This is a genomic window from Streptomyces sp. NPDC051105, from assembly GCF_040682795.1.
GTDB lineage: Bacteria > Actinomycetota > Actinomycetes > Streptomycetales > Streptomycetaceae > Streptomyces.
In genome coordinates, this window is sequence record NZ_JBFBBR010000013.1 from 1 (window position 1) to 22,281 (window position 22,281).

Below are 22,281 nucleotides of genomic sequence, written 5' to 3' on the forward strand. Positions count from 1 at the left end.
CGGGGCCGCGGGGGCGGCGGGTTTGTCCCCCCCGCCCCCCGCCCCCCACGGTTCGCCCCGGCCACCCCACCTGAGGGGCGCGGGGAACTGCGCGAACAACCCCCACCGGCCGGCACATGACCCACCGCCCGAACGCCCCCCGGGCCACACGCCACGCTGGCGTAAGCCAACACATCACACACCTCCCACTATGTGGGTAAGTTCCGGACATGACCAAGGCCGGAACCACCCTCACGGCGTCCGCGGCCCCGGCCGCCTCCGTGCGTCTCCCCCGGCGCCGTGGCATCGAACTCGCCCTGCTCGTGCTGGCGGTGCTGCTCTCCGTGTACGGCTACTGCGCGGTCGGGCTGGCCCGCACCGGCACCGTCCCGCCCGGCGCCGCCGGTTACGGTGCCGGCCTCGGCGTCCTCGCGCTCGTCGCCCATCTCGCCGTCCGCTTTCGCGCGCCGTACGCCGACCCGCTGCCGCTGCCGATCGGCGTGCTGCTCAACGGACTCGGCCTGGTCCTGATCTACCGGCTGGACCTGGGGACCCCTGGCGACCGGGCGGCCCCCGCCCAACTCGTCTGGTCCACCCTGGGGGTCGGCCTGTTCATCATGGTCGTGCTGATGCTGCGCGACCACCGCCTCCTCCAGCGCTACTCCTACGTCTGCGTCGCCGCCGCGCTCGTCCTGCTGCTGCTCCCGATCTTCTTCCCGGCGGTCAACGGCGCCCGGATCTGGATCCGGATCGCCGGATTCTCCATCCAGCCCAGCGAGTTCGCGAAGGTGCTGCTCGCGGTGTTCTTCGCCGCGTATCTGGCCGCCAACCGCAACGCGCTCGCCTACGCCGGCCGCCGGCTGTGGTTCATGCAGTTCCCGACGGGGCGGGTGCTCGGCCCGATCGTCACCATCTGGCTGGTGAGCGTCGGCGTCCTGATCCTCGAACGCGACCTGGGCACGTCCCTGCTCTTCTTCGGCCTCTTCGTCGTCATGCTCTACGTCGCCACCGGGCGCACCGGCTGGATCGCCGTGGGCCTGCTGCTCGCGGTGCTCGGCGCGGTCGCCGTCGGCCATCTGGAACCGCATGTGCACGGCCGGATCGAGGACTGGCTGCACCCCTTCGCCTCGATCGACGCCGGGCAGGGGCCGAACCAACTCGCCCAGTCCCTCTTCGCGTTCGCCGCCGGCGGGGTGCTGGGGACCGGGCTCGGCCTCGGCCATTCGATCCTGATCGGCTTCGCCGCCAAGTCGGACTTCATCCTGGCCACCGCAGGCGAGGAGCTCGGCCTCACCGGACTGTCCGCGATCTTCCTCCTCTACGGCCTGCTCGTCGAGCGCGGCTACCGGGCCGGCCTCGCCCTGCGCGAGCCCTTCGGCCGGCTGCTCGCGGTCGGGCTGGCCTCGATCGTCGCGCTCCAGGTCTTCGTCATCGCGGGCGGGGTGACCGGGCTGATCCCGCTGACCGGCATGGCGATGCCGTTCCTCGCCCAGGGCGGCTCCTCGGTGGTCACCAACTGGGCGATCGTGGCGCTGCTGATCCGGGTGAGCGACTCGGCCCGCCGCCACTACGACGGACGGGTGGCCCCATGAGCCGCCGCGACCGGCAGGGCACCGGCATGGCCAGGTACATCCGGCGGGCCCGCGCCTTCTGTGCCCTGCTGCTCTTCGCCCTGCTCGTCAACGCGGCCCGCGTCCAGGTGGTCCGGGCCCACGCCTACGACGACAACCCCGCCAACCGCCGTGCCACCATCGCCCGTTACGGCCTGCCGCGCGGCGACATCCTGGTCGGCGGCGAGCCGGTCACCGGCTCCCGGGACAGCAGGGAGCAGCTCCGCTACGAACGCACCTACCCGCAGGGGCCGTTGTACGCCCCGGTGACCGGCTTCGCCTCGCAGCTGTACGGCACCACGTTCCTGGAGAACGCCGAGGACGGGCTGCTCTCCGGCACCGACCCGCTGCTGTCGCCGTTCCCACTGTGGAACGACACCAGCCGCTCGCAGAACCCGGGCGGGAACGTCGTCACGACCCTGAACCGGTACGCGCAGGAGGCCGCCTACCGGGGACTGGGCGCCCGCAAGGGCGCGGTGGCCGCGATCGAACCGTCGACCGGCCGGATCCTAGCCCTGGTCTCCACCCCGTCGTACGACCCCTCCGAACTGTCCGGCAACAGCGAGGCGGTGGCCTCGGCCTGGGCGCGCCTGAACGACGACCCGGAGAAGCCGATGCTCAACCGCGCGGTACGGCAGACCTATCCGCCGGGGTCGACCTTCAAGGTCGTCACCGCCGCGGCCGCGCTGGACGCGGGCGTGGTCACCGACCTGGACGCGCCGACCGACTCCCCCGACCCCTACCGGCTGCCGGGCACCACGACCCGGCTGACCAACGAGGGGGACGGCTGCGCGGACGCCTCGCTGCGGGCGGCCTTCGAGTGGTCCTGCAACACGGTCTTCGCGAAGCTGGGCGTGGACGTGGGGGTCGCGGACATGACGGCGACGGCCCAGGCGTTCGGCTTCAACGACAGGCACCTGCGCATCCCCTTCGCCACCGCGCCGAGCACCTTCGACACGAGCGTGGACAAGGCGCAGCTGGCGCTGTCGTCGATCGGGCAGTACAACACCCGCGCCACCCCGTTGCAGATGGCGATGGTCGCGGCGGCGGTGGCCAACGGCGGCATGGCACGGCCGCCGTATCTGGTGGAACGGATCGTGCGGCGGACCGGCGAGACCGTCGCCACGGGCGGGGCCGGGCCGGTCCGGCAGGTGATGAGCCCCTCGACGGCGGTCCGGATGAAGGAGCTCATGACGGACGTGGTGCAGGAGGGCACCGGGTCCAACGCGGCGATCCGCGGCGCCACGGTCGGCGGCAAGACCGGCACCGCGCAGCACGGTATCGGCAACTCCGGGGTGCCGTACGCCTGGTTCGTGTCCTGGGCGCAGGCGGACAACGACCTGGAGCCGAAGGTCGCGGTGGCCGTGGTGGTGGAGGACGCGGCGGCCGACCGGGGCGACATCAGCGGGGGCGGGGACGCCGCGCCGATCGCCAGGGCGGTGATGCGGGCGGCACTGGGGCTCTGATGCGGGCCGGGCCGACGGGGCCGGGTAGACGCGGAGTCAACAAGTCGTGCGCGGGGGATTGACCGCCTTGCTGACAAGCGGTCTCATAAGAGCGGACGACCACATACCCCCGGGTAACGAGGTGAGGGAGCCATGACGACCCTGACGGAAGCGGAAGCGGACGCGGTCGACGGACTGCGCGACGCGCTCGGCCTGCTCAAGGACCGCGAGCAGGTGGCCGAACGACTGCTCGTCTCCTCCGCGAAGCACTCCTTCGACCCGGACGAGGAGCTGGACTGGGACGCGCCCTTCGAGGAGGGCAAGTGGTTCTGGCCGCCGGAGCTGGTGTCGCTCTACGACACCCCGATGTGGAAGCGCATGTCCGAGGAACAGCGGATCCTGCTCTCCCAGCACGAGGCCACGGCCCTCGCCTCGCTCGGCATCTGGTTCGAGCTGATCCTGATGCAGCTGCTGGTGCGGCACATCTACGACAAGGCGGCGACGAGCGCGCACGTGCGCTACGCGCTGACCGAGATCGAGGACGAGTGCCGGCATTCGAAGATGTTCGCGCGCCTGATAGCCCGCGGTGACGCGCCCTGGTACCCGGTGAGCCGGGCCCACCTGAACCTGGGCCGCCTCTTCAAGACCATCTCGACCACGCCCGGCTCCTTCACGGCCACGCTGCTCGGCGAGGAGGTCCTGGACTGGATGCAGCGGCTGACCTTCCCCGACGAGCGGGTACAGACACTGGTCCGGGGGGTCACGCGGATCCACGTGGTCGAGGAGGCCCGGCACGTCCGGTACGCCCGCGAGGAGCTGCGCCGCCAGATGATGACGGCACCTCGCTGGTCGCAGGAGTTCACCCGGGTCACCTCCGGGGAGTTCGCACGGGTGTTCTCGGTGGCCTTCGTCAACCCCGAGGTCTACACCAACGTGGGCCTGGACCGGCGGGAGGCGGTGGCCCAGGTACGGGCGAGCGGGCACCGGCGGGAGGTCATGCAGAGCGGTGCGAAGAAGCTGACGGACTTCCTGGACGACATCGGGGTGCTCCGGGGGGCGGGACGGCGGTTGTGGCGCAGTTCGGGGCTGCTGGCCTGAGTCCCGGGTGCGGGGGCGGGGCGGATGCGGGGGGTGCCGATGCGGGGGGTGCCGATGCGGGGGGTGCCGATGCGGGGGGTGCCGATGCGGGGGGTGCCGATGCGGGGAGGGCGGATGCGGGGAGGGCGGATGCGGGGGGGTGCGGATGCGGGGGGATGCGGGGGGGCGATCGCGTCCACGCGGCGGACCCGCATGTCGCACACGGTCCCGCGTCCCTAGGTCCGCGTGGGTGCGGTCGGCCGCAAGGTCCCGAAGACCTCGTCCGGCCCGTCCGTCGCCGTCTTCGGCAGCGTGGGAGCCGTGTAGTGGGCCAGGGGCCGGGCCTTCGGGTCCGGACGTACCGCGCCCAGGATGGGGTTGGCCGCGATCGGGGAGACCTTGATCCTCGCGCCGGGGCGGGGGGCCTGGACCACCTTGCCGTCGCCCAGGTAGAGGGCCACGTGGGTGGCTTCGGGGAAGTAGACGACCAGGTCGCCCGGGCGCAGCCGGTTCAGCGGGACGTGGGGCAGGTCGGCCCACTGCTGCTGGCTGGTGCGCGGGATGGGGGTGCCGGCGTGGTCCCAGGCCTGTGAGGTCAGGCCCGAGCAGTCGTACGACGCCGGGCCCTGCGCGCCCCACTGGTACGGCTTGCCCAGCTGCCGCACCGCGTAGCGCACCGCGCGGTCGCCCTCCTCGGACGGGGGCGGTGTGGTGGCGCTCAGGGCGCCGGACGTGGTGAGTTTCCGCTGCGCGTCCGCCGTGTTGGTCCGCTCCAGGTCGGCCAGGGCGGTCAGCTGGGCTGGGGTGAGGGAGGCCAGCATGCGCTCCACCTCGGACAGCCGGCCCTGGACCTCGTCGCGCTGCTTCTTCTGCGCCTCGGCGAGGGCGAGTCGGGTGTCCAGCGCCTTGCGGGCCTTGCGGGCCAGGTCGGTCTGCCGCTCCTCGTCGTCCACGAGACGCCCCACCGTGCGGGCCCGTGCGCGTGCCAACTGCCCGATGACATGGCCCTCGTCGAGCGCGTGCTGGGGGTCGCGGGCGAGGAGCAGCCGTAGGTACGGGGAGAGCCCGGTGACGCTCTGGTACTGCTGGCGTGCCAGCCGGCCCGCCTCGGCCCTGCTGGCGTGCAGGGAGAGCCGGGACTTGGCCAGCTCGTCGTCCAGCCGGTCCACTTCGGCGCGCTGCCGCCTCAGCCGTTCCTCGGTCGCGTTGTAGGTCTCGGTGGCCTGCTCGGTCCCCCGGTACAGCCCCTGAAGGTCCGTCAGCAGCTCGGCCACCGGACGCTCGGGTTCGGGCGCGGCGAGTGCGGTCTCGGGCGCGAGGACGGCCTGGGCCGCCACGGCGGCCGTACAGGCCAGGCGCAGGAACCTTCCTGACACGTCATCACCTCCGATGCGGGACGGCCTCTCCGTACCGCATCGTGATAATCAGACATGTAGGCCTGGTTCGCGCAGCGATGGTGGGCTCATCGGCGCAGCCCTTTCACCCGTCCGTGTCGTCCGGCTTGCGGGACTGCGCGGGGTCCGGTGCGGGGGCGGGCTCCGGGTCCGGCTTCGACCACGGCCACTTCGGGCCTCCGCCGCCGCCCTTGCCCGTGGGGTCGTACACGTACTTCCAGCCCTGGGTCAGACCCAGGCGCTTGCCGTGTCCGCGGGGGACGCGCCGGTAGACCAGGACGGTGGGCTTGCCACCGGCCGGATCCGGGACCGGGATGCGGTACGTCTTCGGGGGGTGGCCGGTCATGCCCAGCAGTACGGGGAGCACACGCCCGTCCATGGGGCCGCCCTCGAAGGGGGTGTCCTGACTCTTCACGGCACCAGTTTCAGCCATCCGCCGCGAGGGCGTCGACGAGGGCGGCCGTCTGCGGGTCGCGGCGCGCGGTGACGCTCAGTACGGCGACGAACTGGTCCACCAGCCAGTCGCGCAGCTCGTCGGCGGGCGGCTGCTTGTCCTCGTCGAGCCAGATCAGGGAGGCCGCCTCGACGGCGGTGATCCACATACGGACGGTCATGCGCAGCCGGGGCCCGGGGTCGGCGATGCCGAGGTGGCTGAGGATGTGCCGCGCCGCGGCCCGTCGTACGCCGTCCACGGTCGCCGTCGTCCGTGAGGTCTCCACCACGCTGCCGCCCTGGAGCAGGGCGCTGAAGCCGGCGTCGTGCTGGTCGACGAAGGCGAGGTAGCGGTCGAGGGCGCGGGAGAGGCGGGGCAGCAGCGGGCCCTCGCGGGGTTCGTCGAAGCAGTGCTCCAGCTCCTCGGCGGCCGACCTGAGCGCGGCCTCGTAGAGCTGCTGCTTGCCGCCCGGGAAGTACCGGTACACCAGCGGGCGGGAGACCCCGGCCGCCTCCGCCACGTCATCGAGGGAGACGTCCTCGGGGACGCGGTGCGCGAAGAGGGAGAGGGCCGCTTCGAGGAGCTGGCTGCGCCGCTCCTCGACGGACAGCCTGCGGTAGGCGGGGGTGGCGGCCTGCGGGGTCATGAGTGCAGCGTATGCGCTCCGCTGGGGGCGCCGCGATGGGCCGTCGGTCGGGTGCGGCGCCGTTGTGGCTGGTCGCGCCCACGCGGCGGAGCCGCATATCGGCACAGCCCCGCGCCCCGTTAGGTGGGACCAGTGCGCCTACCTAACGGGCGCGGGGAACTGCGCGACCAGCCACCGCGCACCCGCGGCCGAAACCGCCCGGATCAGGCGGCGCCGGCCACCGACGCCAGGTAGGCCTCCGTCTTCGCCGGCTCGTAGAAGAAGTTCTCGAAGTCCGAGGGGTCGTTGAAGGCGTTGGCGAAGCGGTCGGCGGCCGGCTGGAGCTGGCCTGCGGCGCCGATCAGGTTGAGGATGTGCTCCGGCGGGGGCGCCAGCATGGCGTTCGTCCACTTGGTGACGTGCTGGGCGGTGTCCCAGTAGCGGTCGAAGGTCTGCCGCATCCAGGTCTCGTCGAACTCCTTCTCGCCGTGCTCGAGGATCGAGGCGAGATAGGCGGCGGCGCACTTGGCCGCCGAGTTGGAGCCCTGGCCGGTGATCGGGTCGTTCGCGACGACGACGTCCGCGACGCCCAGCACCAGGCCACCGCCGGGGAGGCGGCCGACGGGGTTGCGGACGGTGGGTGCGTAGCGGCCGGCCAGTGTGCCACCCGCGTCGGTCAGTTCGACCTTGGTGGCCCGCGCGTACTCCCAGGGCGTGTACCGCTCCATGAGTTCCAGGGTCAGGGAGAGGTGCTCCGCCGGGTCCTTGACGCCGTTGAAGACGTCCAGCGGGCCGCCGGGTATGCCCTCCCAGAAGAGGATGTCGGCCGGTCCGGAGGTGGTCAGGGTCGGCATGACGAAGAGTTCGCCGACACCGGGGACCAGGTTGCAGCGGACCGCGTAGAAGTCCGGATGCTCGGGGCGGGGGCCGAGGCCGTGGACGTAGGCGACGGCGAGGGCGCGCTGCGGCTCGGTGTAGGGGGACCGCTCCGGGTCCCGGCCGAACATCTGGACGAGCTCGCCCTTGCCCGCCGAGACCAGCACCAGGTCGTAGGCGCGGGCGAAGTAGTCGAGGTCGCCGACCGCCGCGCCGTGGATGACCAGCTGGCCGCCGCGCTGGGCGAAGGTCTCCATCCAGCCGGCCATCTTCACCCGCTGGTCGACCGACTGCGCGTACCCGTCGAGCTTGCCCACCCAGTCGATCGCGCGGGCCGCGGGGCCCTCGCCCCAGGATCCGGGGGCGGCGACCGAGACGCCGAGTCCTTCGATCTTCGGGGCCTGGGACTCCCAGAAGTTCAGCTGGAGATCGCGCTCGTGCTGCAGTGCCGTGTGGAACATGCACTGCGTCGACATGACCCGGCCGGAGCGGATCTCGTCCGCGGTCCGGTTCGACATCAGGGTGACCTCGTAGCCGTGCGACTGGAGGCCGAGGGCGAGCTGGAGGCCGGACTGGCCGGCCCCCACGACGAGTATCTTCCGCATGCGGGTGGTGGCTCCTAACGAAGATCTACTCGGGGGTTTCGTCCAGCGCGTGGGCGACCAGGGACAACAGCGTCTCGATCACCGGGACACGACGACGGGCGTCCATGATCATTACAGGTACGCGCGGGGGGATCGTCAATGCCTCCCGCACGTCCTCGGGTTCGAAGCGCTCACTGCCGTCGAAGTGGTTGACCGCGACGACGTACGGCAGCCCGCAGCTCTCGAAGTAGTCCAGTGCCGGGAAGCAGTCCTTCAGGCGCCGGGTGTCCGCGAGGACGACGGCCCCGATCGCGCCCCGCACCAGGTCGTCCCACATGAACCAGAACCGCTGCTGGCCCGGCGTGCCGAACAGGTAGAGCACCAGGTCGTCGTCGAGGGTGATGCGGCCGAAGTCCATGGCCACGGTGGTGGTGAGCTTGTCGGGCGTGGCGGTGAGGTCGTCGGTCTCCTCGCTCGCCTCGGTCATCAGCGCCTCGGTCTGCAGGGGCGTGATCTCCGAGACGGCGGTGACCAGCGTGGTCTTGCCGACGCCGAAACCGCCCGCCACGACTATCTTCGTCGCGATGGGGGCACGGGCGCGGTCCGTCTGCCAGGACCGCACATCCTCCTCCCCGTCGAGGAGCGGGGCGACGCCGGAGGCGTCAGAGACGGCGTAGTCCACTGAGCACCCTTTCGAGCAGAGCGCGGTCCGGGCGGCCCACGCCGTGACCGGTCCCGGTTCCGTACACACGGATCTTTCCCTGGTCCGCGAGGTCGCTGAGCAGGACCCGGACCACACCGAGCGGCATCTTCAGCAGCGCGGCGATCTCGGCCACCGTGCGCATACGGCGGCACAGTTCGACGATGGCCCGCATCTCCGGCATCACCCGGGTGTTGAGGGAACCATTCGTCAGTTCCTTGCGCTCCTCGGGGGCCTCCAGCGCGGCTGTGCTGCCGACGAACGTCTCCACGAGCAGGACGTGACCGAAGCGGGTACGGCCGCCGGTGAGCGAGTAGGGGCGGACGCGGGCGGGTTTGCGGTCGCCGCGTACCGGGAGGTTCTGCCTGCGGTTCTTCGGCGCGTTGCTCACTGGCCGCTCCTCGTCGCGTCTGCCTCCAGGGATTTCCTCAGCTCGGTGCGGAGTTCGGGGGTCAGGACGTGACCGGCGCGGCCGACGAACAGCGCCATGTGATACGCCACGACGCTCATGTCGCACTCCGCGGAGCCGTGTACGCCGAGCAGCGAGCCGTCGCTGATCGACATCACGAAGAGGCTGCCCTCGTCCATCGCGACCATCGTGTGCTTGACCCCGCCGAAGTCCATCAGCCGGGCGGCGCCGATGGTCAGGCTGCCGATGCCGGAGACGATGGTGGCGAGGTCGGCGGCGGAACCGCGCGGGCCGCGCCGCTTCTCGGTGCGGGCCTCCCGGGCCTCTTCGTTGCGTCCGGGGTCCGAGGAGAGCAGGAGCAGTCCGTCCGAGGAGACCACGGCGACGGACTGGATACCGGACACCTCCTCCACGAGGTTGCTCAGCAGCCAGTGCAGATTACGGGCCTCACTGCTCAGTCCGAAGGTACTGGGCGCGGTCAACTGCTTGCCTCCTCGACTGTGCCCCCCGTGGCTTCTTCGGACACGACTGGTCCGGGTACGGCTGGTGTGGTGCTCGGCACCTGGTTCTGGCCGGTCTGCTCGGCGATCTCCACCGCGACGTCACGGCGGCCGGCGTCGGCCCCGCTGCGGAACCCGCCGAGCCTGCGGCGCAGGGCGTCGGCGTCGACGCCGCTGCCGCGCTGGCGGGGGGCTGGGGCTTGGGTGGTGATCTTGGGGGTGCGCTTGGGGAGGCCCTTGCTGGTGACCGGGTCCTCGTCGTCGGCGCTGTCGTCCCCGACGGCACCGCCCGTGCGGGCGCCGCCGAAGCCGTCGTTCCCACCGGCACCACCTGTGCGGCTTTCGTGGTCGAGTGCGGGTGGCCCCAGTGGGGCCCGCTCGCCGTCGGCGACCGCGGACCGCGGCCGCGTGTGCCCCTCGGCGTCAGCGGGGTGCGCCTGCTCCCCGGCGCCGGCGGGCGGATGCGCCTGCTCCCCGACGGCAGCGGGGTGTGCCCGCTCCCCGGAGGCAGCGGGGTGCGCCCACTCCCCGGCGGCAGCAGAGTGCGCCCACTCCCCCGGGGCAGCAGAGTGTGCCCACTCCCCGGCGGCAGCGGGGTGTGTCTGCTCCCCGGTGGTGGTGGATCGTGTCGGCTGGTCTCCCGCGGCGGAGTCCGGTCCTGCCGGGTCCGGGACCAGGAGTTCCATCGTCGTCTCGGCGAGGGTCTCTGGTGGGACCTTCGGTGCGGCCGCCGGTTCGTGGGTGGGCTGTTCGTCGGCGTCCCGTACGGCCTTCTCCGCGAGCGTCACCAGGGGGTCGCCGGACTTCGCGCGGCCGTACAGGACGTTGGAGTTGACCTCCGCGTCCGCGCCGGGCAGGGAGAAGCCGTGGGTGCCGCCGGAAGCCGTCGCGGCCGAGGGGGCCGCCGTCGTGGGGGCCGCGGCCAGCAGGGGCTGGGGCAGGACCACGACCGCCGCCACCCCGCCCTGCTTCTGCTCGCGCAGCTGCACCCGGACGCCGTGCCGGTGGGCCAGGCGGGCCACCACGTAGAGGCCGAGGCCGAGACCGCCCTCGCCCTCCTGGTCGTACGGCGACTCGGGGTCGAAGTCGGCGAGGCGGCCGTTGAGACGGACCAGGCGGTCGGCGGTCATGCCGATGCCCTCGTCCTGCACGGAGAGCATGACCTCGCCGCTCTCCAGCAGCCAGCCGGAGATCTCCACGGGCACGTCGGGCGGCGAGGACGCGGTGGCGTTCTCCATCAGCTCGGCGAGCAGGTGGCTGAGGTCGTCGGCGGCGAAGCCGGCCACGTGCGCGTGCGGAGGCAGGGCCGAGATCCGGACCCGCTCGTAGCGCTCGATCTCGCTGACCGCCGCCCGGACGACGTCCACCAGCGGGATCGGGCCGGCGTGCTGCTGGACGTGCTCGGTGCCGGCGAGGACCAGGAGGTTCTCGCTGTGCCGGCGCATGACCGTGGCGAAGTGGTCGAGTTTGAAGAGGGTCGACAGGCGGTCGGGGTCCTGTTCCCGCTCCTCCAGGGTCTCGATGACCGCCAGCTGGCGTTCCACCAGGCCGAGGGTGCGCAGCGCGAGGTTGACGAAGGTGCCGCCGATGCTGGTGCGCAGCCGCTCCAGCTGGTCGCCGGCGTCGGCCAGTTCGGCGCGCAGTTCCTCGCGGGCGTCGGCCATCTTCTGGCGCTGGCCGACCAGGTGCTTGCGGTCGGTCTCCAGGGTGGCGATGCGGTCGTAGAGCTCCGCGGCGTGCGCGTGCAGGGCGTTGACGGAGCGGACCACCTGGGCGAACTCGTCGTTACGGCCCGTGAACGTGATCGGTTCCTCGGCGCGCGGGTCCTCGGCCTCGGCGAGCCGCGCCGAGCCCCGGCGGAGCACCGAGAGGGGGCGGGTGAGGGTGCGGGCCATGGCCGTGGCGATGCCCACCGCCACCAGCATCAGGGCACCCAGCACCGCGACCCGGATCTCCAGCGCGGTGACGTCGTCGTCGCGGAGCGCCGCGAGGTCCTTGGTGCGGTGGTCGTAGAGGGCGGACTCGGCGCCCCGCATCAGGTCGACCCGGGCGGACAGCGCCGTGTCCAGCTTCTTGGTGCCGGTGGCGAGGTCGTCGTCGGAGAGGGTCGGCTGGTCGGTGAGGGCGGCCAGGTACTTGTCGGCGTCGTTGACGTCGTTGCCGGTGACCGTGGAGTCGTACGACTCGACCGCCGCCTCGGGCGCGGTGTCGCGGAAGTCGGCGAGGGCCGCGTCGGCGCGCAGCCTGGCCTGCTGGGCGGCGGCGGTGAGCGCGTCGCGCTGCTTCCTGTCCGCGTCCGAGGTCGTCCTGCTCGTGGTGGGCAGGCCGGTGAGCGGGTCGATTGTGGTCTGGGTGGAGGTGGGGATGTTCAGGGCGGCGAGCAGGAGGCCCCGGGCCGCCGCGGACTGCTGGACGGCGGAGTCCAGCTGGGCGAGCGCGTAGGCGCCGGAGCCGGCCCTGGGGGGCGTCTGCTCGGCCAGTTCCTCGGCGAGCCGGTGGAGTTCGGTGATGGTCCGGGAGTACGCCTCGTGCGCCTGCAGGGCGGTGCTCTCGCCGGTGAGCGCGGAGCGCCGGACGGCCGCGATGCCGTCGAGGTCGGTGCGCAGCCAGCCCGGGATGTCGGTGTCCGCGCGCAGGTCCTCGACCTGGCGGTCGACCCGGGCGCCGCGGTCCTGCGAGGGCGCCTTGGACCTGGGGCGGCCCGCCGCGACGTAGGAGGTGACCTCGTCACGCTCGTCGGCGAGCGAGTTGGCCAGCGCCAGTGCGTCCTGGGTGCGCCCGGCGAGGGTCACCAGGTCCTGGGAGTCGCTCAGCTGCCCGGAGGCGGTCAGCAGAGCGGGCGCGCCGGCCCCCGCGATCGCCGCGGCCACCACCGCCACGGCCACGATCAGCCGCGTGCGGACATGCTTGCGGCGGCCGGTGCCGACGGGAGCGACGGCGCCCGTTTCGGAGGCCGTCTTCTTGCCTGTGCGCCGAGGCCGCGTCTTCTGCACCGGTGCTCGCATTCCTGAACTCGTGTACCCAAGGGGCCGGGTGGCACCCCGTCATAATCCCCGGCATTTCGGTGCCAAGTGGTGCGGGTACCCGATACGTGCACCCGTTATGCAGGTCCCCGACCCTCCCAGCGCCGGTGGGCGGCGGTCTCACATCGCCTGACCCGCCACCCGAAGGAGTGAACATCGGAGGGGAGTTGGCGGGCAAGTTCCGGCGGACCGTGCGGGGGCCTTTTCCGGCTGGCCGGTTGGACGCGGACGACAGGCTTTGACAGGATTCGCCACCACGCCTTCCCGGAGTGCGCTATTCCACCCCAAAACAGGCGGCTGACCTGCGGGACCGCGTAAATTCCCGGGGGGTTGCCAGCCTTTGGCGAAGATCGTGAAGGGGTCGTGCAGACTGACCGAATGCGTACTGAAGTCGTTTCGGAACCCGGCGCCCCCGACCGCCCCAACGAGGACTTCGCCGGTGTCGGACTTCCCGCCTCGGGGCAGGGGGGTTGTGTGATCGTCCTGGACGGGGTCACCCCGCCGAAGGACGGAACCGGGTGTCTGCATTCCGTTCCCTGGTTCACCGCGCGGCTCGGCGGCGCGCTGACCGAACTGACCGTTTCAGCACGAGATCTGACGCTGCGGGAGATCCTCGAACAGGCGATCCTCCGCACAGCCGACGCACACGGTGACACCTGTGACCTTTCTCACCCGCGCACACCCCAGGCGACGGTCGTTCTGGCCCGCTGGTCCGAGGACACCGTGGAGTACCTGGTCCTGTCCGACTCCGCCCTGCTCCTGCGCTCCCCCGACGGCACCGTCATCCCGGTCCTGGACGACCGGCTCGACCGCGTCCCCCGCTCCTCCCTGACCACGGACGCGATCGCCGACGCCACGGTCCGCAACAAGGAGGGCGGCTTCTTCACGGCCGCCGCCGACCCCTCGGTCGCGGCCCGCGCGGTCACCGGGAGCGTGCCCCGGCACCGCGTCGGCGCCCTCGCGGCCCTCACCGACGGGGCGACCCGCTGGACCGAGAAGTTCCACGAGGGCGACTGGACGGCCCTCTTCGACGTCGTACGCAAGGAGGGCGCGCGGGCGCTGGTGGACCGGGTACGGGAGCTGGAGGCGGCCGACCGGGAGAACCGGGCGTTCCTGCGGCGGAGCAAGACGCACGACGACGCGACGGTGGTGCACGTCGAGTTCTGAAAGCCCGGGTGAGTTCTCGACCCCCGCCGGCGGCTACTTCTCCATGACGCCGTTCAGCTGGTGCAGCAGCCGGGCCAGTTCGGCGACCTCCTGGCGTGGCCAGTGGGCGAGCTGGCTGACGTAGCGGCCGCGGCGGGCCTCGCGGACCGTACCGACCCGGCGCCGGCCCTCGTCGGTGAGGGCGACCAGCCAGGCCCGTCCGTCGGCCGGGTCGGGCTGGCGGGCGATCAGCCCGAGTTCCTCCAGGGCCCGCAGCTGGCGGGACATGGTGGCCTTGCCGACGCCGATGTAGGCGGCCAGTTCGGTGGCGCGCTGGCCGCCGCACTCGTCGAGCCGGACCAGCAGGCCGTACGCGGCGGACTCCAGGTCGGGGTGGACCTCGCGGGCCATCTCCCCCTGGTTGGCCCGGGCGCGCCGCAGCAGCACCGTCAACTCGCGTTCCAGGGTCAGGAATTCCTGGTCCGCACCACTTGGCGTCAACCCGGTGGCGGCGGCCTGTTCGTCGCCCTGTTCGTCCTCGTGCACGTCAGCACCCCTGATCGGTTTCGCAGTCCTGAAAGTTTCCGTCAAACCCCGTCATCACCGCAGCTCGCCAAGTATTTCGCAGGCGTAGACCAACGGCAGCGTCCGGACCCCCTTCCCCGGCTTCTTCTCCGTGCGTAGCGTCTCCACCAGGCAATCGATGGCATGCCCACGCCAGCGGTTGGCGTCGCGCCGTGTGACCTCGCGTCGTGTCGCGCCTCTCGCGCCGACCGTCTCTGGCATATCTGGGACCCCCACCTCACCCACGGAGGCACGTCATGCCCGTGCACAGAGCCGCCCCCACCCTCCTCACCGGACTGCTCGCGCCGCTGCTCGCGACGGTCCCCCTGACCCCGGCCCACGCCGACACGGGCACCCCCGCCCGCGGTTCGGCGTACATGGGCATGGGCGTCCTGGCCCACGACGGCCAGAGCGGTACGCCCAAGAGCGGCGACGCCACCCAGACCGAGGGTGTCGACGTCGCCGGGTACCAGGGCAACGTCGCCTGGTCGACCCTGCTGAGCAGCGGGGTCACATGGGCGTACACCAAGGCGACCGAAGGCACGTACTACAAGAACCCCTACTTCACCCAGCAGTACAACGGCTCCTACGACGTGGGCATGATCCGCGGCGCGTACCACTTCGCGACCCCGGACACCACGAGCGGCGCCACCCAGGCCAACTACTTCGTCGACCACGGCGGCGGCTGGTCGCGGGACGGCCGGACGCTGCCCGGCGTCCTCGACATCGAGTGGAACCCTTACGGCGCCGCGTGCTACGGCAAGTCCGCGAGCGCGATGGTCAGCTGGATCGCCGACTTCCTGAACACCTACAAGGCGCGGACCGGCCGGGACGCCGTGATCTACACAGCGACCAGCTGGTGGACCGACTGCACCGGCAACTACAGCGGCTTCGCCGCGAAGAACCCGCTGTGGATCGCCCGGTACGCCTCGGACGTGGGGACGCTGCCGGCCGGCTGGTCGTACTACACGGCGTGGCAGTACACGTCGTCCGGTCCGACCGTCGGGGACCACGACAAGTTCAACGGAGCCCTTGACCGGGTGATCGCACTCGCCAACGGCTGACACCGCGCAGGGCGAAGGCCCGGGACTCCTCGCGGGGACCCGGGCCTTCTTCATCCGGCAGCGTCCGTCACGCCGCTACCGGAACCTCCGGCGCCACGCCGTTCGTGGCGGGCGCGAGCGCCAGTTCCAGGACCTGGCGGACGTCGGTGACGGCGTGGACGTCCAGCTTGTCCAGCACCTCCGCCGGGACGTCGTCCAGGTCGGCCTCGTTGCGCTTGGGGATGATGACGGTCCTCACCCCGGCGCGCTGGGCGGCGAGCAGCTTCTGCTTCACGCCGCCGATGGGCAGCACCCGGCCGGTCAGCGAGACCTCACCGGTCATCGCCACGTCCGTGCGGACCAGCCGGCCCGACAGGAGGGACGCGAGGGCCGTCGTCATGGTGACGCCGGCGCTCGGGCCGTCCTTCGGGACCGCGCCCGCCGGGAAGTGGATGTGCACGCCCCGCTCCTTCAGGTCGCCGACCGGGAGTTCCAGTTCGGCGCCGTGCGAGCGGAGGAAGGACAGGGCGATCTGCGCGCTCTCCTTCATCACGTCACCCAGCTGACCGGTGAGGGTCAGTCCCGCCGCGCCCGTCTCCGGGTCGGCCAGCGATGCCTCCACGAAGAGGACGTCGCCGCCCGCTCCGGTGACCGCGAGCCCCGTCGCCACGCCCGGGACCGCCGTACGGCGCTCGGCCGGGTCCTGGGCGGACTCGGGCACGTGGTGCGGCCGGCCGATCAGGGCGCGCAGGTCCTCGTCCCTGACCGTGAACGGCAGTTCCCGCTGCCCCAGTTCGTGCTGGGCCGCGACCTTGCGCAGCAGCCGGGCGATCGACCGCTCCAGGGTGCGGACGCCCGCCTCCCGGGTGTACTCGCCGGCGAGCTTGCGCAGCGCGCTCTCCTCCAGGACGACCTCGTCCTTGTCGATGCCCGCCCGCTCCAGCTGGCGCGGGAGCAGGTGGTCACGGGCGATGACGACCTTCTCGTCCTCGGTGTAGCCGTCCAGGCGGACCAGCTCCATACGGTCGAGCAGGGCCTCCGGGATGGCCTCCAGGACGTTGGCGGTGGCGAGGAAGACGACGTCGGACAGGTCGAGTTCGACTTCCAGGTAGTGGTCGCGGAAGGTGTGGTTCTGCGCCGGGTCGAGGACTTCGAGCAGGGCGGCCGCCGGGTCGCCCCGGAAGTCGGACCCCACCTTGTCGATCTCGTCGAGGAGGACGACCGGGTTCATCGAACCGGCCTCCTTGATGGCGCGGACGATCCGGCCGGGCAGCGCGCCCACGTACGTACGCCGGTGACCACGGATCTCGGCCTCGTCACGGACACCGCCGAGGGCGACCCGGACGAACTTCCGCCCCATGGCATGGGCGACCGACTCACCGAGCGAGGTCTTGCCGACACCGGGCGGACCGACGAGGGCGAGGACGGCACCGCCACGGCGGCCGCCGATGACCCCGAGCCCCCGGTCGCTGCGGCGCTTGCGCACCGCCAGGTACTCGGTGATCCGCTCCTTCACGTCCTCCAGGCCGGCGTGCTCGGCGTCCAGGACCGCCTTGGCGCCCTGGATGTCGTACTGGTCCTCGGTCCGCTCGTTCCACGGGAGTTCCAGCACCGTGTCCAGCCAGGTGCGGATCCACGAACCCTCGGGCGACTGGTCGCTGGACCGCTCCAGCTTGTCGACCTCCTTGAGGGCGGCCTCGCGGACCTTCTCGGGCAGGTCGGCGGCCTCCACGCGGGTGCGGTAGTCGTCGGACTCCTCAGCCGAATCCTTGGAGTTCTCGCCGTTCAGCTCGCGCAGCTCCTTGCGGACGGCTTCGAGCTGGCGGCGGAGCAGGAACTCGCGCTGCTGCTTGTCGACGCCCTCCTGGACGTCCTTGGCGATGGCCTCGGCCACGTCCTGCTCGGCGAGGTGGTCGCGCAGCTGCTGGGTGGCCAGCTTGAGCCGGGCGACCGGGTCGGCGGTCTCGAGGACCTCGATCTTCTGCTCGGTGGTCAGGAACGGCGAGTAACCGGAGTTGTCGGCGAGCGCGGAGACGTCGTCGATGGCCTGCACCCGGTCCACGACCTGCCAGGCGGCGCGCTTGCGCAGCCATGCGGTGGCGAGGGCCTTGTACTCCTTGACCAGTTCGGTGACATGACCGGGCACCGGTTCCGGGACGTTCTCCTCGATGCGGGTGCCCTCCACCCACAGGGCGGCACCGGGGCCGGTGGTGCCGGCGCCGATGCGGACGCGGTAACGGCCGCGGATCAGCGCGCCGGGGTCACCGTCGGCCAGCCGTCCGACCTGCTCCACGGTGCCGAGCACACCGGTGCCCGGGTAGGTGCCGTCGATACGCGGGACCAGCAGCACCCTGGGCTTGCCGGACTCGGTACGGGCGGCGGCCTGGGCGGCCTCCACGGCGGCACGTACATCGGGGTCCTTGAGGTCCAGCGGGACCACCATCCCGGGCAGCACGACCTCGCCGTCGAGCGGCAGCACAGGGAGGGTGAGTGATGCGGACGTCGAAGCCATGATCTCCCCTTCGGCATTGAACTTGAGCTATGCCGACTCAATGCACGTGAGCCTCGGAATGTTCCCCGGGCCCCGTTCGCTCTGAGCGATCGCGTGGTGACCTGGCCGTGACGGGCGTCCGACCGGGAGAACAGCCGACGCCTCGACGGGAAAACAGTTGATCGGCACCGGCTCATTCCCCGTCGGTCGGCCGATGACCGACACCGACACCGGCGCGGCCCCGCTGGCCGCCTACGACGCCCGGATGCGCGCCGTCCAGCCCGTCCCCGCGCCCGGGATCACCTATCAGCACGACGGCCCCCCGTACGTGGCCGGCCGCCTCGGCCACGCCGATCCACGCCTCTACGACCTGGCCGCCGACCCGTACCGGCTCACCGAGCGCCCGCACGGCGCGACCCGGGAGCACCGGGCGCAGGAGCAGGCCCTCGGTGTCGGCACGGGGGCTGCTGCCGCTCCCGGCACCAGCGTCGTACCACCGGCCAGAGTGCCGTCCCGATGCCCAGCGAGATCAGGTGGCCCCAGTTGGTCATCGGATCCTCGAAGGCGACGAGGTCCGTGAGGAGGCTGTAGCCGACCAGACCGAGCAGCGGCCAGCGCAGCCAGGGGGTGAGCAGGCCGGAGAGGGCGCCGATGCTGGCGGCCACGCCGAAGCTGATGCCGTAGTCGAGGCGGTGCAGGGAGCTGTCGGGGAGGTGGCCGACCAGGACCGCGAGGCCGACCGGGACCTCGGTGGCGAGGGTGGCCAGCACATGGCCCGCCAGGAAGACGAGGATCGTGCGGGCGCCCCCTATCCGCCGTTCCAGCGCGGTCAGGACCAGCACGAAGGCGAGGGCGTACGGGGAGAGGAGACCGCCGGCCACCCACAGCGCGCTGGCCAGCAGGACGAAGACCGGTGTGCGCAGGAGGTGGGCGACGTCGGTGCTGGAGTCCTGGTACACCGTGTGCAGCAGGCCGGGGCTCACATAGGTCGCGAAGAGCGAGGTGAGGGCCAGGATCGCCGTGTAGGCGAAGGTGACCGGGGCACCGCCGGGGGTGGGCAGCAGCCGCCAGGGACGCACCCGCAGGACAGGGCGGCCGGGGGCCTCCGGCGCACGGACCGCACCGGAGCCACGCTGCCGAGGCACACCGTCCAGCAGAACGGCGACCTCCGCCACGGGGAGCGGCCCCGCCGACGCACCCGGAAGAGGCCCCGGCAAGGCACCCGGCATGACCTCGGACGCGGGAGCCGGCAGGCGTCCCGCCGAAGCGGACGCGTGCGCCCCCGCCGACGCGGCCGGAAGAGCCCCCGGCGAAGTCGCCGGAAAGGGCTCCGGCCTGGGCGTCGACGCGGCCCCAACGGTCCGTTCCACGGTGAGGCGCTCCTTCCGTTTCACCTCACCAGCCTTCGCCGTCCCTGGAGTCGCTGTCTATGACCGAAGCCACGCGGGGAGCGATTCACAGGATTTTCCGAAGAACTGTGGGGGTCGGGAGGAACCATATGAGCCACCCGAGGCCGGCGGTGGGCGCGAAGCGCCGGGCCGCCCCTCGAACGAGTGACACCCGTGCGACCGTCCGACGCCCGTAATTCGCGTGGCCGCAAAGCCCTGTTGGGGCAGGATGGGCGCCATGGCGGACATGACCGGCGCGACCTCCCTGGACGGCAGCCCTCCCGTGGTCCTGGACCGGCGCGAGGGGCCGTACGGCGAGGTGGTCCTGCGCCGGCACGGCGGCCTGCTGCAGATCATCGCCAACGGCTGCTTCCTGATGGACACCTCCGACGGCCGCTCGGAGCGGCTGCTCGTGGACGCCGCCCGGGACGCCCTGGACGGACGGGCCGAACCGGCGGTGCTGATCGGCGGCCTCGGCGTCGGGTTCTCGCTCGCGCACGCCGCGCGGGAGCCCCGCTGGGGTCGGATCACGGTCGTGGAGCGGGAGCCCGCGGTCGTCGACTGGCACCGCGACGGACCGCTGTCCGCCCTGTCCGCGCACGCGTTCGCCGACCCGCGCACGGCGATCGTCGAAGACGATCTCGTGACGTACGTCAATGAGACTTCCGACACATTCGACGCGCTGTGCCTGGACATCGACAACGGGCCCGGCTGGACCGTCGACGAGGACAACGCGAGCCTCTACTCACCGGCCGGACTCGCCAACTGCGCAAGGGTGTTGAGGCCGGGCGGGGTACTCGCCGTATGGTCCGCCCAGCCCTCTTCCGAATTCGAGGAATCCTTGCGGAATGCCGGGTTCAAACAGGTGCGTACCGAAGAGATCCCGGTTGCCCGGGGCGTTCCCGACGTCGTTCACCTTGCCGTCCGCCCTGGATAGCGAGTGCGCCGCCTGTCCCCGTAATGTGCATCCCTGACGCGGATCATTCAAGCGTCAATCGCAGTCATGGGATCACCCCACTGGTTCCGGAAAGCACACAGGGGCGGGCGATGGAGCAGACACACACCTCCCACAACGGCACGGCGACGGCCACTCCGGGCGCCCAGCGCCGGGTTCTGGTCGTCGAGGACGACCCCACGATCGTCGACGCCATCGCGGCCCGCCTGCGCGCCGAGGGGTTTCTCGTGCAAACGGCGGGCGACGGGCCGGCCGCCGTCGACACCGCCGAGGCCTGGCAGCCCGACCTGCTGATCCTCGACATCATGCTGCCCGGCTTCGACGGTCTGGAGGTCTGCCGTCGCGTGCAGGCCCAGCGGCCGGTGCCGGTGCTGATGCTCACCGCGCGCGACGACGAGACCGACATGCTGGTCGGCCTCGGGGTCGGCGCCGACGACTACATGACCAAGCCGTTCTCCATGCGGGAGCTGGCGGCCCGGGTGCACGTCCTGCTGCGCCGGGTGGAGCGGGCGGCCGTCGCGGCCTCCACGCCCCGGTCCGGCATCCTGCGCCTCGGCGAGCTGGAGATCGACCACGCGCAGCGCCGGGTGCGGGTGCGCAGCGAGGACGTGCACCTCACGCCGACCGAGTTCGACCTGCTGGTGTGCCTGGCCAACACCCCGCGCGCGGTGCTCTCCCGTGAGCAGCTGCTCGCCGAGGTGTGGGACTGGGCGGACGCCTCTGGCACCCGGACCGTCGACAGCCACATCAAGGCGCTGCGCCGGAAGATCGGCGCCGAGCGGATCCGCACCGTGCACGGTGTGGGCTACGCGCTGGAGACACCGACGCCATGAGCGCCGGGCCGGCCGGACCGAGAGGCCCCGGGGAGGAGCCCTGGGGCGCCGTACGCCCGTTCTCGATCAAGACCAAGCTCGGCGCGCTGGTCGTCGTCTCGGTCCTCATCACCACGGGCCTGTCGATGATCGCGGTGCACACCAAGACGGAGCTGCGCTTCATCACGGTCTTCTCGATGATCGCCACACTGTTGATAACGCAGTTCGTGGCCCATTCGCTCACCGCGCCGCTGGACGACATGAACGCGGTGGCCCGGTCCATCTCGCAGGGCGACTACACCCGCCGGGTGCGCGAGAACCGCCGGGACGAGCTGGGCGACCTCGCCGAGACGATCAACGTCATGGCCGACGAGCTGGAGGCCCAGGACCGCCAGCGCAAGGAGCTGGTGGCGAACGTCTCGCACGAGCTGCGTACGCCCATCGCGGGCCTGCGGGCCGTCCTGGAGAACGTCGTCGACGGCATCGCCGAGCCGGACACCGAGACCATGCGCACGGCCCTGAAGCAGACCGAGCGCCTCGGACGGCTCGTGGAGACCCTGCTGGACCTCTCCCGCCTGGACAACGGCGTCGTACCGCTGCGGCAGCGCCGCTTCGAGGTGTGGCCGTACCTCTCGGGCGTGCTCAAGGAGGCCAACATGGTCGCCGGGGCGCGCGGCCTCGCCTCGAACTCCGGCAGTCACACCCGTACGGACGTCCATCTGCACCTGGACGTCTCCCCGCCGGAGCTGACCGCGCACGCCGACCCGGAGCGCATCCACCAGGTCGTGGCGAACCTCATCGACAACGCGGTCAAGCACAGCCCACCGCACGGCCGGGTGACCCTGAAGGCGCGGCGCGGCCTGCAGCCGGAGTCGCTGGAGCTGGAGGTCCTGGACGAGGGCCCCGGCATTCCGCGCTCGGAGTGGCACCGCGTCTTCGAGCGCTTCAACCGGGGAGCCGTGCGACGTCCGCACGGGCCCGGCAGCGACGGCGGTACGGGGTTGGGGCTGGCGATCGCCCGGTGGGCGGTCGATCTGCACGGTGGCCGGATCGGCGTGGCCGAATCCGACCGGGGCTGCAGGATTATCGTCACCCTCCCGGGGCTTTGATCCGTGCCAAGTTGACGTAAAGTTCGATCCGGAGCCTCAAGATCCACCTGCGTTCCGCACGGGCGTCCGCGCAGCCGGACACGTGTGATCAGGTGCGGCCTCCGCGCAGAGCGCGACG

Annotated in this window: 20 protein-coding genes; 8 read left to right on the plus strand and 12 right to left on the minus strand. The window is 71.8% G+C overall.

The window, feature by feature from the left end; all coding sequences use genetic code 11:
• Window positions 1-209 precede the first annotated feature (209 nt).
• The 3 genes from AB0N16_RS28690 (at window position 210) to AB0N16_RS28700 (ending at window position 4,132) form a co-directional block, all read left to right on the plus strand.
• A complete protein-coding gene (locus tag AB0N16_RS28690; RefSeq protein ID WP_365801596.1) occupies window positions 210-1,571 on the plus strand; it encodes an FtsW/RodA/SpoVE family cell cycle protein in 1,362 nt (453 codons plus the stop codon).
• 26 nt (window positions 1,572-1,597) lie between these two features.
• The gene (locus AB0N16_RS28695; protein ID WP_365801988.1) at window positions 1,598-3,055 is read left to right on the plus strand and encodes a penicillin-binding transpeptidase domain-containing protein; all 1,458 of its coding nucleotides are present in this window, start codon (window positions 1,598-1,600) and stop codon (window positions 3,053-3,055) included.
• Window positions 3,056-3,187: 132 nt separating this feature from the next.
• On the plus strand, window positions 3,188-4,132 hold the full coding sequence (locus AB0N16_RS28700) for a diiron oxygenase (protein WP_365801598.1): 945 nt from the start codon (window positions 3,188-3,190) through the stop codon (window positions 4,130-4,132).
• A gap of 215 nt (window positions 4,133-4,347) precedes the next feature.
• On the opposite strand, the gene AB0N16_RS28705 is transcribed toward AB0N16_RS28700, so the two are convergent.
• The 8 genes from AB0N16_RS28705 to AB0N16_RS28740 all read right to left on the minus strand — a co-directional run bounded on the left by AB0N16_RS28705 (window position 4,348) and on the right by AB0N16_RS28740 (window position 12,625).
• Complete coding sequence (locus AB0N16_RS28705) at window positions 4,348-5,487, minus strand: NlpC/P60 family protein (protein ID WP_365801600.1); 1,140 nt, start codon at window positions 5,485-5,487, stop codon at window positions 4,348-4,350.
• A 103-nt stretch (window positions 5,488-5,590) separates the two neighbouring features.
• Entirely contained in the window at window positions 5,591-5,920 is a 330-nt protein-coding gene (locus AB0N16_RS28710; protein WP_365801602.1) for a hypothetical protein, read from the minus strand.
• Window positions 5,921-5,930: 10 nt separating this feature from the next.
• On the minus strand, window positions 5,931-6,584 hold the full coding sequence (locus tag AB0N16_RS28715; RefSeq protein WP_365801604.1) for a TetR/AcrR family transcriptional regulator: 654 nt from the start codon (window positions 6,582-6,584) through the stop codon (window positions 5,931-5,933).
• A gap of 203 nt (window positions 6,585-6,787) precedes the next feature.
• On the minus strand, window positions 6,788-8,044 hold the full coding sequence (locus AB0N16_RS28720) for a styrene monooxygenase/indole monooxygenase family protein (RefSeq protein WP_365801606.1): 1,257 nt from the start codon (window positions 8,042-8,044) through the stop codon (window positions 6,788-6,790).
• A gap of 25 nt (window positions 8,045-8,069) precedes the next feature.
• Window positions 8,070-8,705: an ATP/GTP-binding protein gene (locus AB0N16_RS28725; RefSeq protein ID WP_365801608.1), complete on the minus strand. Its 636-nt coding sequence runs from the start codon at window positions 8,703-8,705 to the stop codon at window positions 8,070-8,072.
• On the minus strand, window positions 8,686-9,114 hold the full coding sequence (locus AB0N16_RS28730; protein WP_365801610.1) for a DUF742 domain-containing protein: 429 nt from the start codon (window positions 9,112-9,114) through the stop codon (window positions 8,686-8,688). Before AB0N16_RS28730 ends, AB0N16_RS28725 begins: the two co-directional genes overlap by 20 nt.
• Complete coding sequence (locus tag AB0N16_RS28735; protein WP_365801611.1) at window positions 9,111-9,614, minus strand: roadblock/LC7 domain-containing protein; 504 nt, start codon at window positions 9,612-9,614, stop codon at window positions 9,111-9,113. Before AB0N16_RS28735 ends, AB0N16_RS28730 begins: the two co-directional genes overlap by 4 nt.
• Complete coding sequence (locus AB0N16_RS28740; protein WP_365801613.1) at window positions 9,611-12,625, minus strand: nitrate- and nitrite sensing domain-containing protein; 3,015 nt, start codon at window positions 12,623-12,625, stop codon at window positions 9,611-9,613. Before AB0N16_RS28740 ends, AB0N16_RS28735 begins: the two co-directional genes overlap by 4 nt.
• Before the next feature lie 408 nt (window positions 12,626-13,033).
• Here AB0N16_RS28740 and AB0N16_RS28745 point away from each other — a divergent pair, with 408 nt between their 5' ends.
• Window positions 13,034-13,822, plus strand: coding sequence for a protein phosphatase 2C domain-containing protein (locus AB0N16_RS28745; protein ID WP_365801614.1), 789 nt, complete (start codon window positions 13,034-13,036; stop codon window positions 13,820-13,822).
• A gap of 33 nt (window positions 13,823-13,855) precedes the next feature.
• Here AB0N16_RS28745 and AB0N16_RS28750 read toward each other — a convergent pair whose 3' ends face one another.
• The gene (locus tag AB0N16_RS28750; protein ID WP_365801616.1) at window positions 13,856-14,347 is read right to left on the minus strand and encodes a MarR family transcriptional regulator; all 492 of its coding nucleotides are present in this window, start codon (window positions 14,345-14,347) and stop codon (window positions 13,856-13,858) included.
• Window positions 14,348-14,622: 275 nt separating this feature from the next.
• Here AB0N16_RS28750 and AB0N16_RS28755 point away from each other — a divergent pair, with 275 nt between their 5' ends.
• A complete protein-coding gene (locus tag AB0N16_RS28755) occupies window positions 14,623-15,429 on the plus strand; it encodes a lysozyme (protein ID WP_365801617.1) in 807 nt (268 codons plus the stop codon).
• Window positions 15,430-15,496: 67 nt separating this feature from the next.
• Here the strand turns inward: AB0N16_RS28755 and lon are convergent, their stop codons facing one another.
• From lon to AB0N16_RS28770, 3 genes are all read right to left on the minus strand, one after another.
• Window positions 15,497-17,920, minus strand: a complete 2,424-nt coding sequence (lon, locus tag AB0N16_RS28760) for an endopeptidase La (RefSeq protein WP_365801618.1) — start codon at window positions 17,918-17,920, stop codon at window positions 15,497-15,499.
• Between the two features lie 172 nt (window positions 17,921-18,092).
• A complete protein-coding gene (locus AB0N16_RS28765; protein WP_365801619.1) occupies window positions 18,093-18,308 on the minus strand; it encodes a hypothetical protein in 216 nt (71 codons plus the stop codon).
• Window positions 18,292-19,128, minus strand: coding sequence for a rhomboid-like protein (locus AB0N16_RS28770; protein WP_365801621.1), 837 nt, complete (start codon window positions 19,126-19,128; stop codon window positions 18,292-18,294). Before AB0N16_RS28770 ends, AB0N16_RS28765 begins: the two co-directional genes overlap by 17 nt.
• A gap of 397 nt (window positions 19,129-19,525) precedes the next feature.
• Here AB0N16_RS28770 and AB0N16_RS28775 point away from each other — a divergent pair, with 397 nt between their 5' ends.
• The 3 genes from AB0N16_RS28775 to AB0N16_RS28785 all read left to right on the plus strand — a co-directional run bounded on the left by AB0N16_RS28775 (window position 19,526) and on the right by AB0N16_RS28785 (window position 22,163).
• On the plus strand, window positions 19,526-20,224 hold the full coding sequence (locus AB0N16_RS28775; RefSeq protein ID WP_365801623.1) for a spermidine synthase: 699 nt from the start codon (window positions 19,526-19,528) through the stop codon (window positions 20,222-20,224).
• Window positions 20,225-20,334: 110 nt separating this feature from the next.
• The gene (locus AB0N16_RS28780; protein ID WP_351747300.1) at window positions 20,335-21,075 is read left to right on the plus strand and encodes a response regulator transcription factor; all 741 of its coding nucleotides are present in this window, start codon (window positions 20,335-20,337) and stop codon (window positions 21,073-21,075) included.
• Window positions 21,072-22,163 (plus strand): HAMP domain-containing sensor histidine kinase, encoded by a 1,092-nt coding sequence (locus AB0N16_RS28785; RefSeq protein ID WP_351747302.1) that lies wholly within the window; start codon window positions 21,072-21,074, stop codon window positions 22,161-22,163. The genes AB0N16_RS28780 and AB0N16_RS28785 overlap by 4 nt, the downstream gene beginning before the upstream one ends.
• The last annotated feature ends 118 nt before the right edge of the window (window positions 22,164-22,281 follow it).

What these genes read in the sequence shown, in the direction of transcription:
- AB0N16_RS28690 (WP_365801596.1), top strand. Translation starts at nt 210, where the DNA reads ATGACCAAGGCCGGAACCACCCTCACGGCGTCCGCGGCCCCGGCCGCC.
- AB0N16_RS28695 (WP_365801988.1), top strand. Translation starts at nt 1,598, where the DNA reads ATGGCCAGGTACATCCGGCGGGCCCGCGCCTTCTGTGCCCTGCTGCTC.
- AB0N16_RS28700 (WP_365801598.1), top strand. Translation starts at nt 3,188, where the DNA reads ATGACGACCCTGACGGAAGCGGAAGCGGACGCGGTCGACGGACTGCGC.
- AB0N16_RS28715 (WP_365801604.1), bottom strand. Translation starts at nt 6,584, where the DNA reads ATGACCCCGCAGGCCGCCACCCCCGCCTACCGCAGGCTGTCCGTCGAG.
- AB0N16_RS28720 (WP_365801606.1), bottom strand. Translation starts at nt 8,044, where the DNA reads ATGCGGAAGATACTCGTCGTGGGGGCCGGCCAGTCCGGCCTCCAGCTC.
- AB0N16_RS28745 (WP_365801614.1), top strand. Translation starts at nt 13,034, where the DNA reads ATGCGTACTGAAGTCGTTTCGGAACCCGGCGCCCCCGACCGCCCCAAC.
- AB0N16_RS28755 (WP_365801617.1), top strand. Translation starts at nt 14,623, where the DNA reads ATGCCCGTGCACAGAGCCGCCCCCACCCTCCTCACCGGACTGCTCGCG.
- lon (WP_365801618.1), bottom strand. Translation starts at nt 17,920, where the DNA reads ATGGCTTCGACGTCCGCATCACTCACCCTCCCTGTGCTGCCGCTCGAC.
- AB0N16_RS28770 (WP_365801621.1), bottom strand. Translation starts at nt 19,128, where the DNA reads ATGCCGGGTGCCTTGCCGGGGCCTCTTCCGGGTGCGTCGGCGGGGCCG.
- AB0N16_RS28775 (WP_365801623.1), top strand. Translation starts at nt 19,526, where the DNA reads ATGGCGGACATGACCGGCGCGACCTCCCTGGACGGCAGCCCTCCCGTG.
- AB0N16_RS28780 (WP_351747300.1), top strand. Translation starts at nt 20,335, where the DNA reads ATGGAGCAGACACACACCTCCCACAACGGCACGGCGACGGCCACTCCG.
- AB0N16_RS28785 (WP_351747302.1), top strand. Translation starts at nt 21,072, where the DNA reads ATGAGCGCCGGGCCGGCCGGACCGAGAGGCCCCGGGGAGGAGCCCTGG.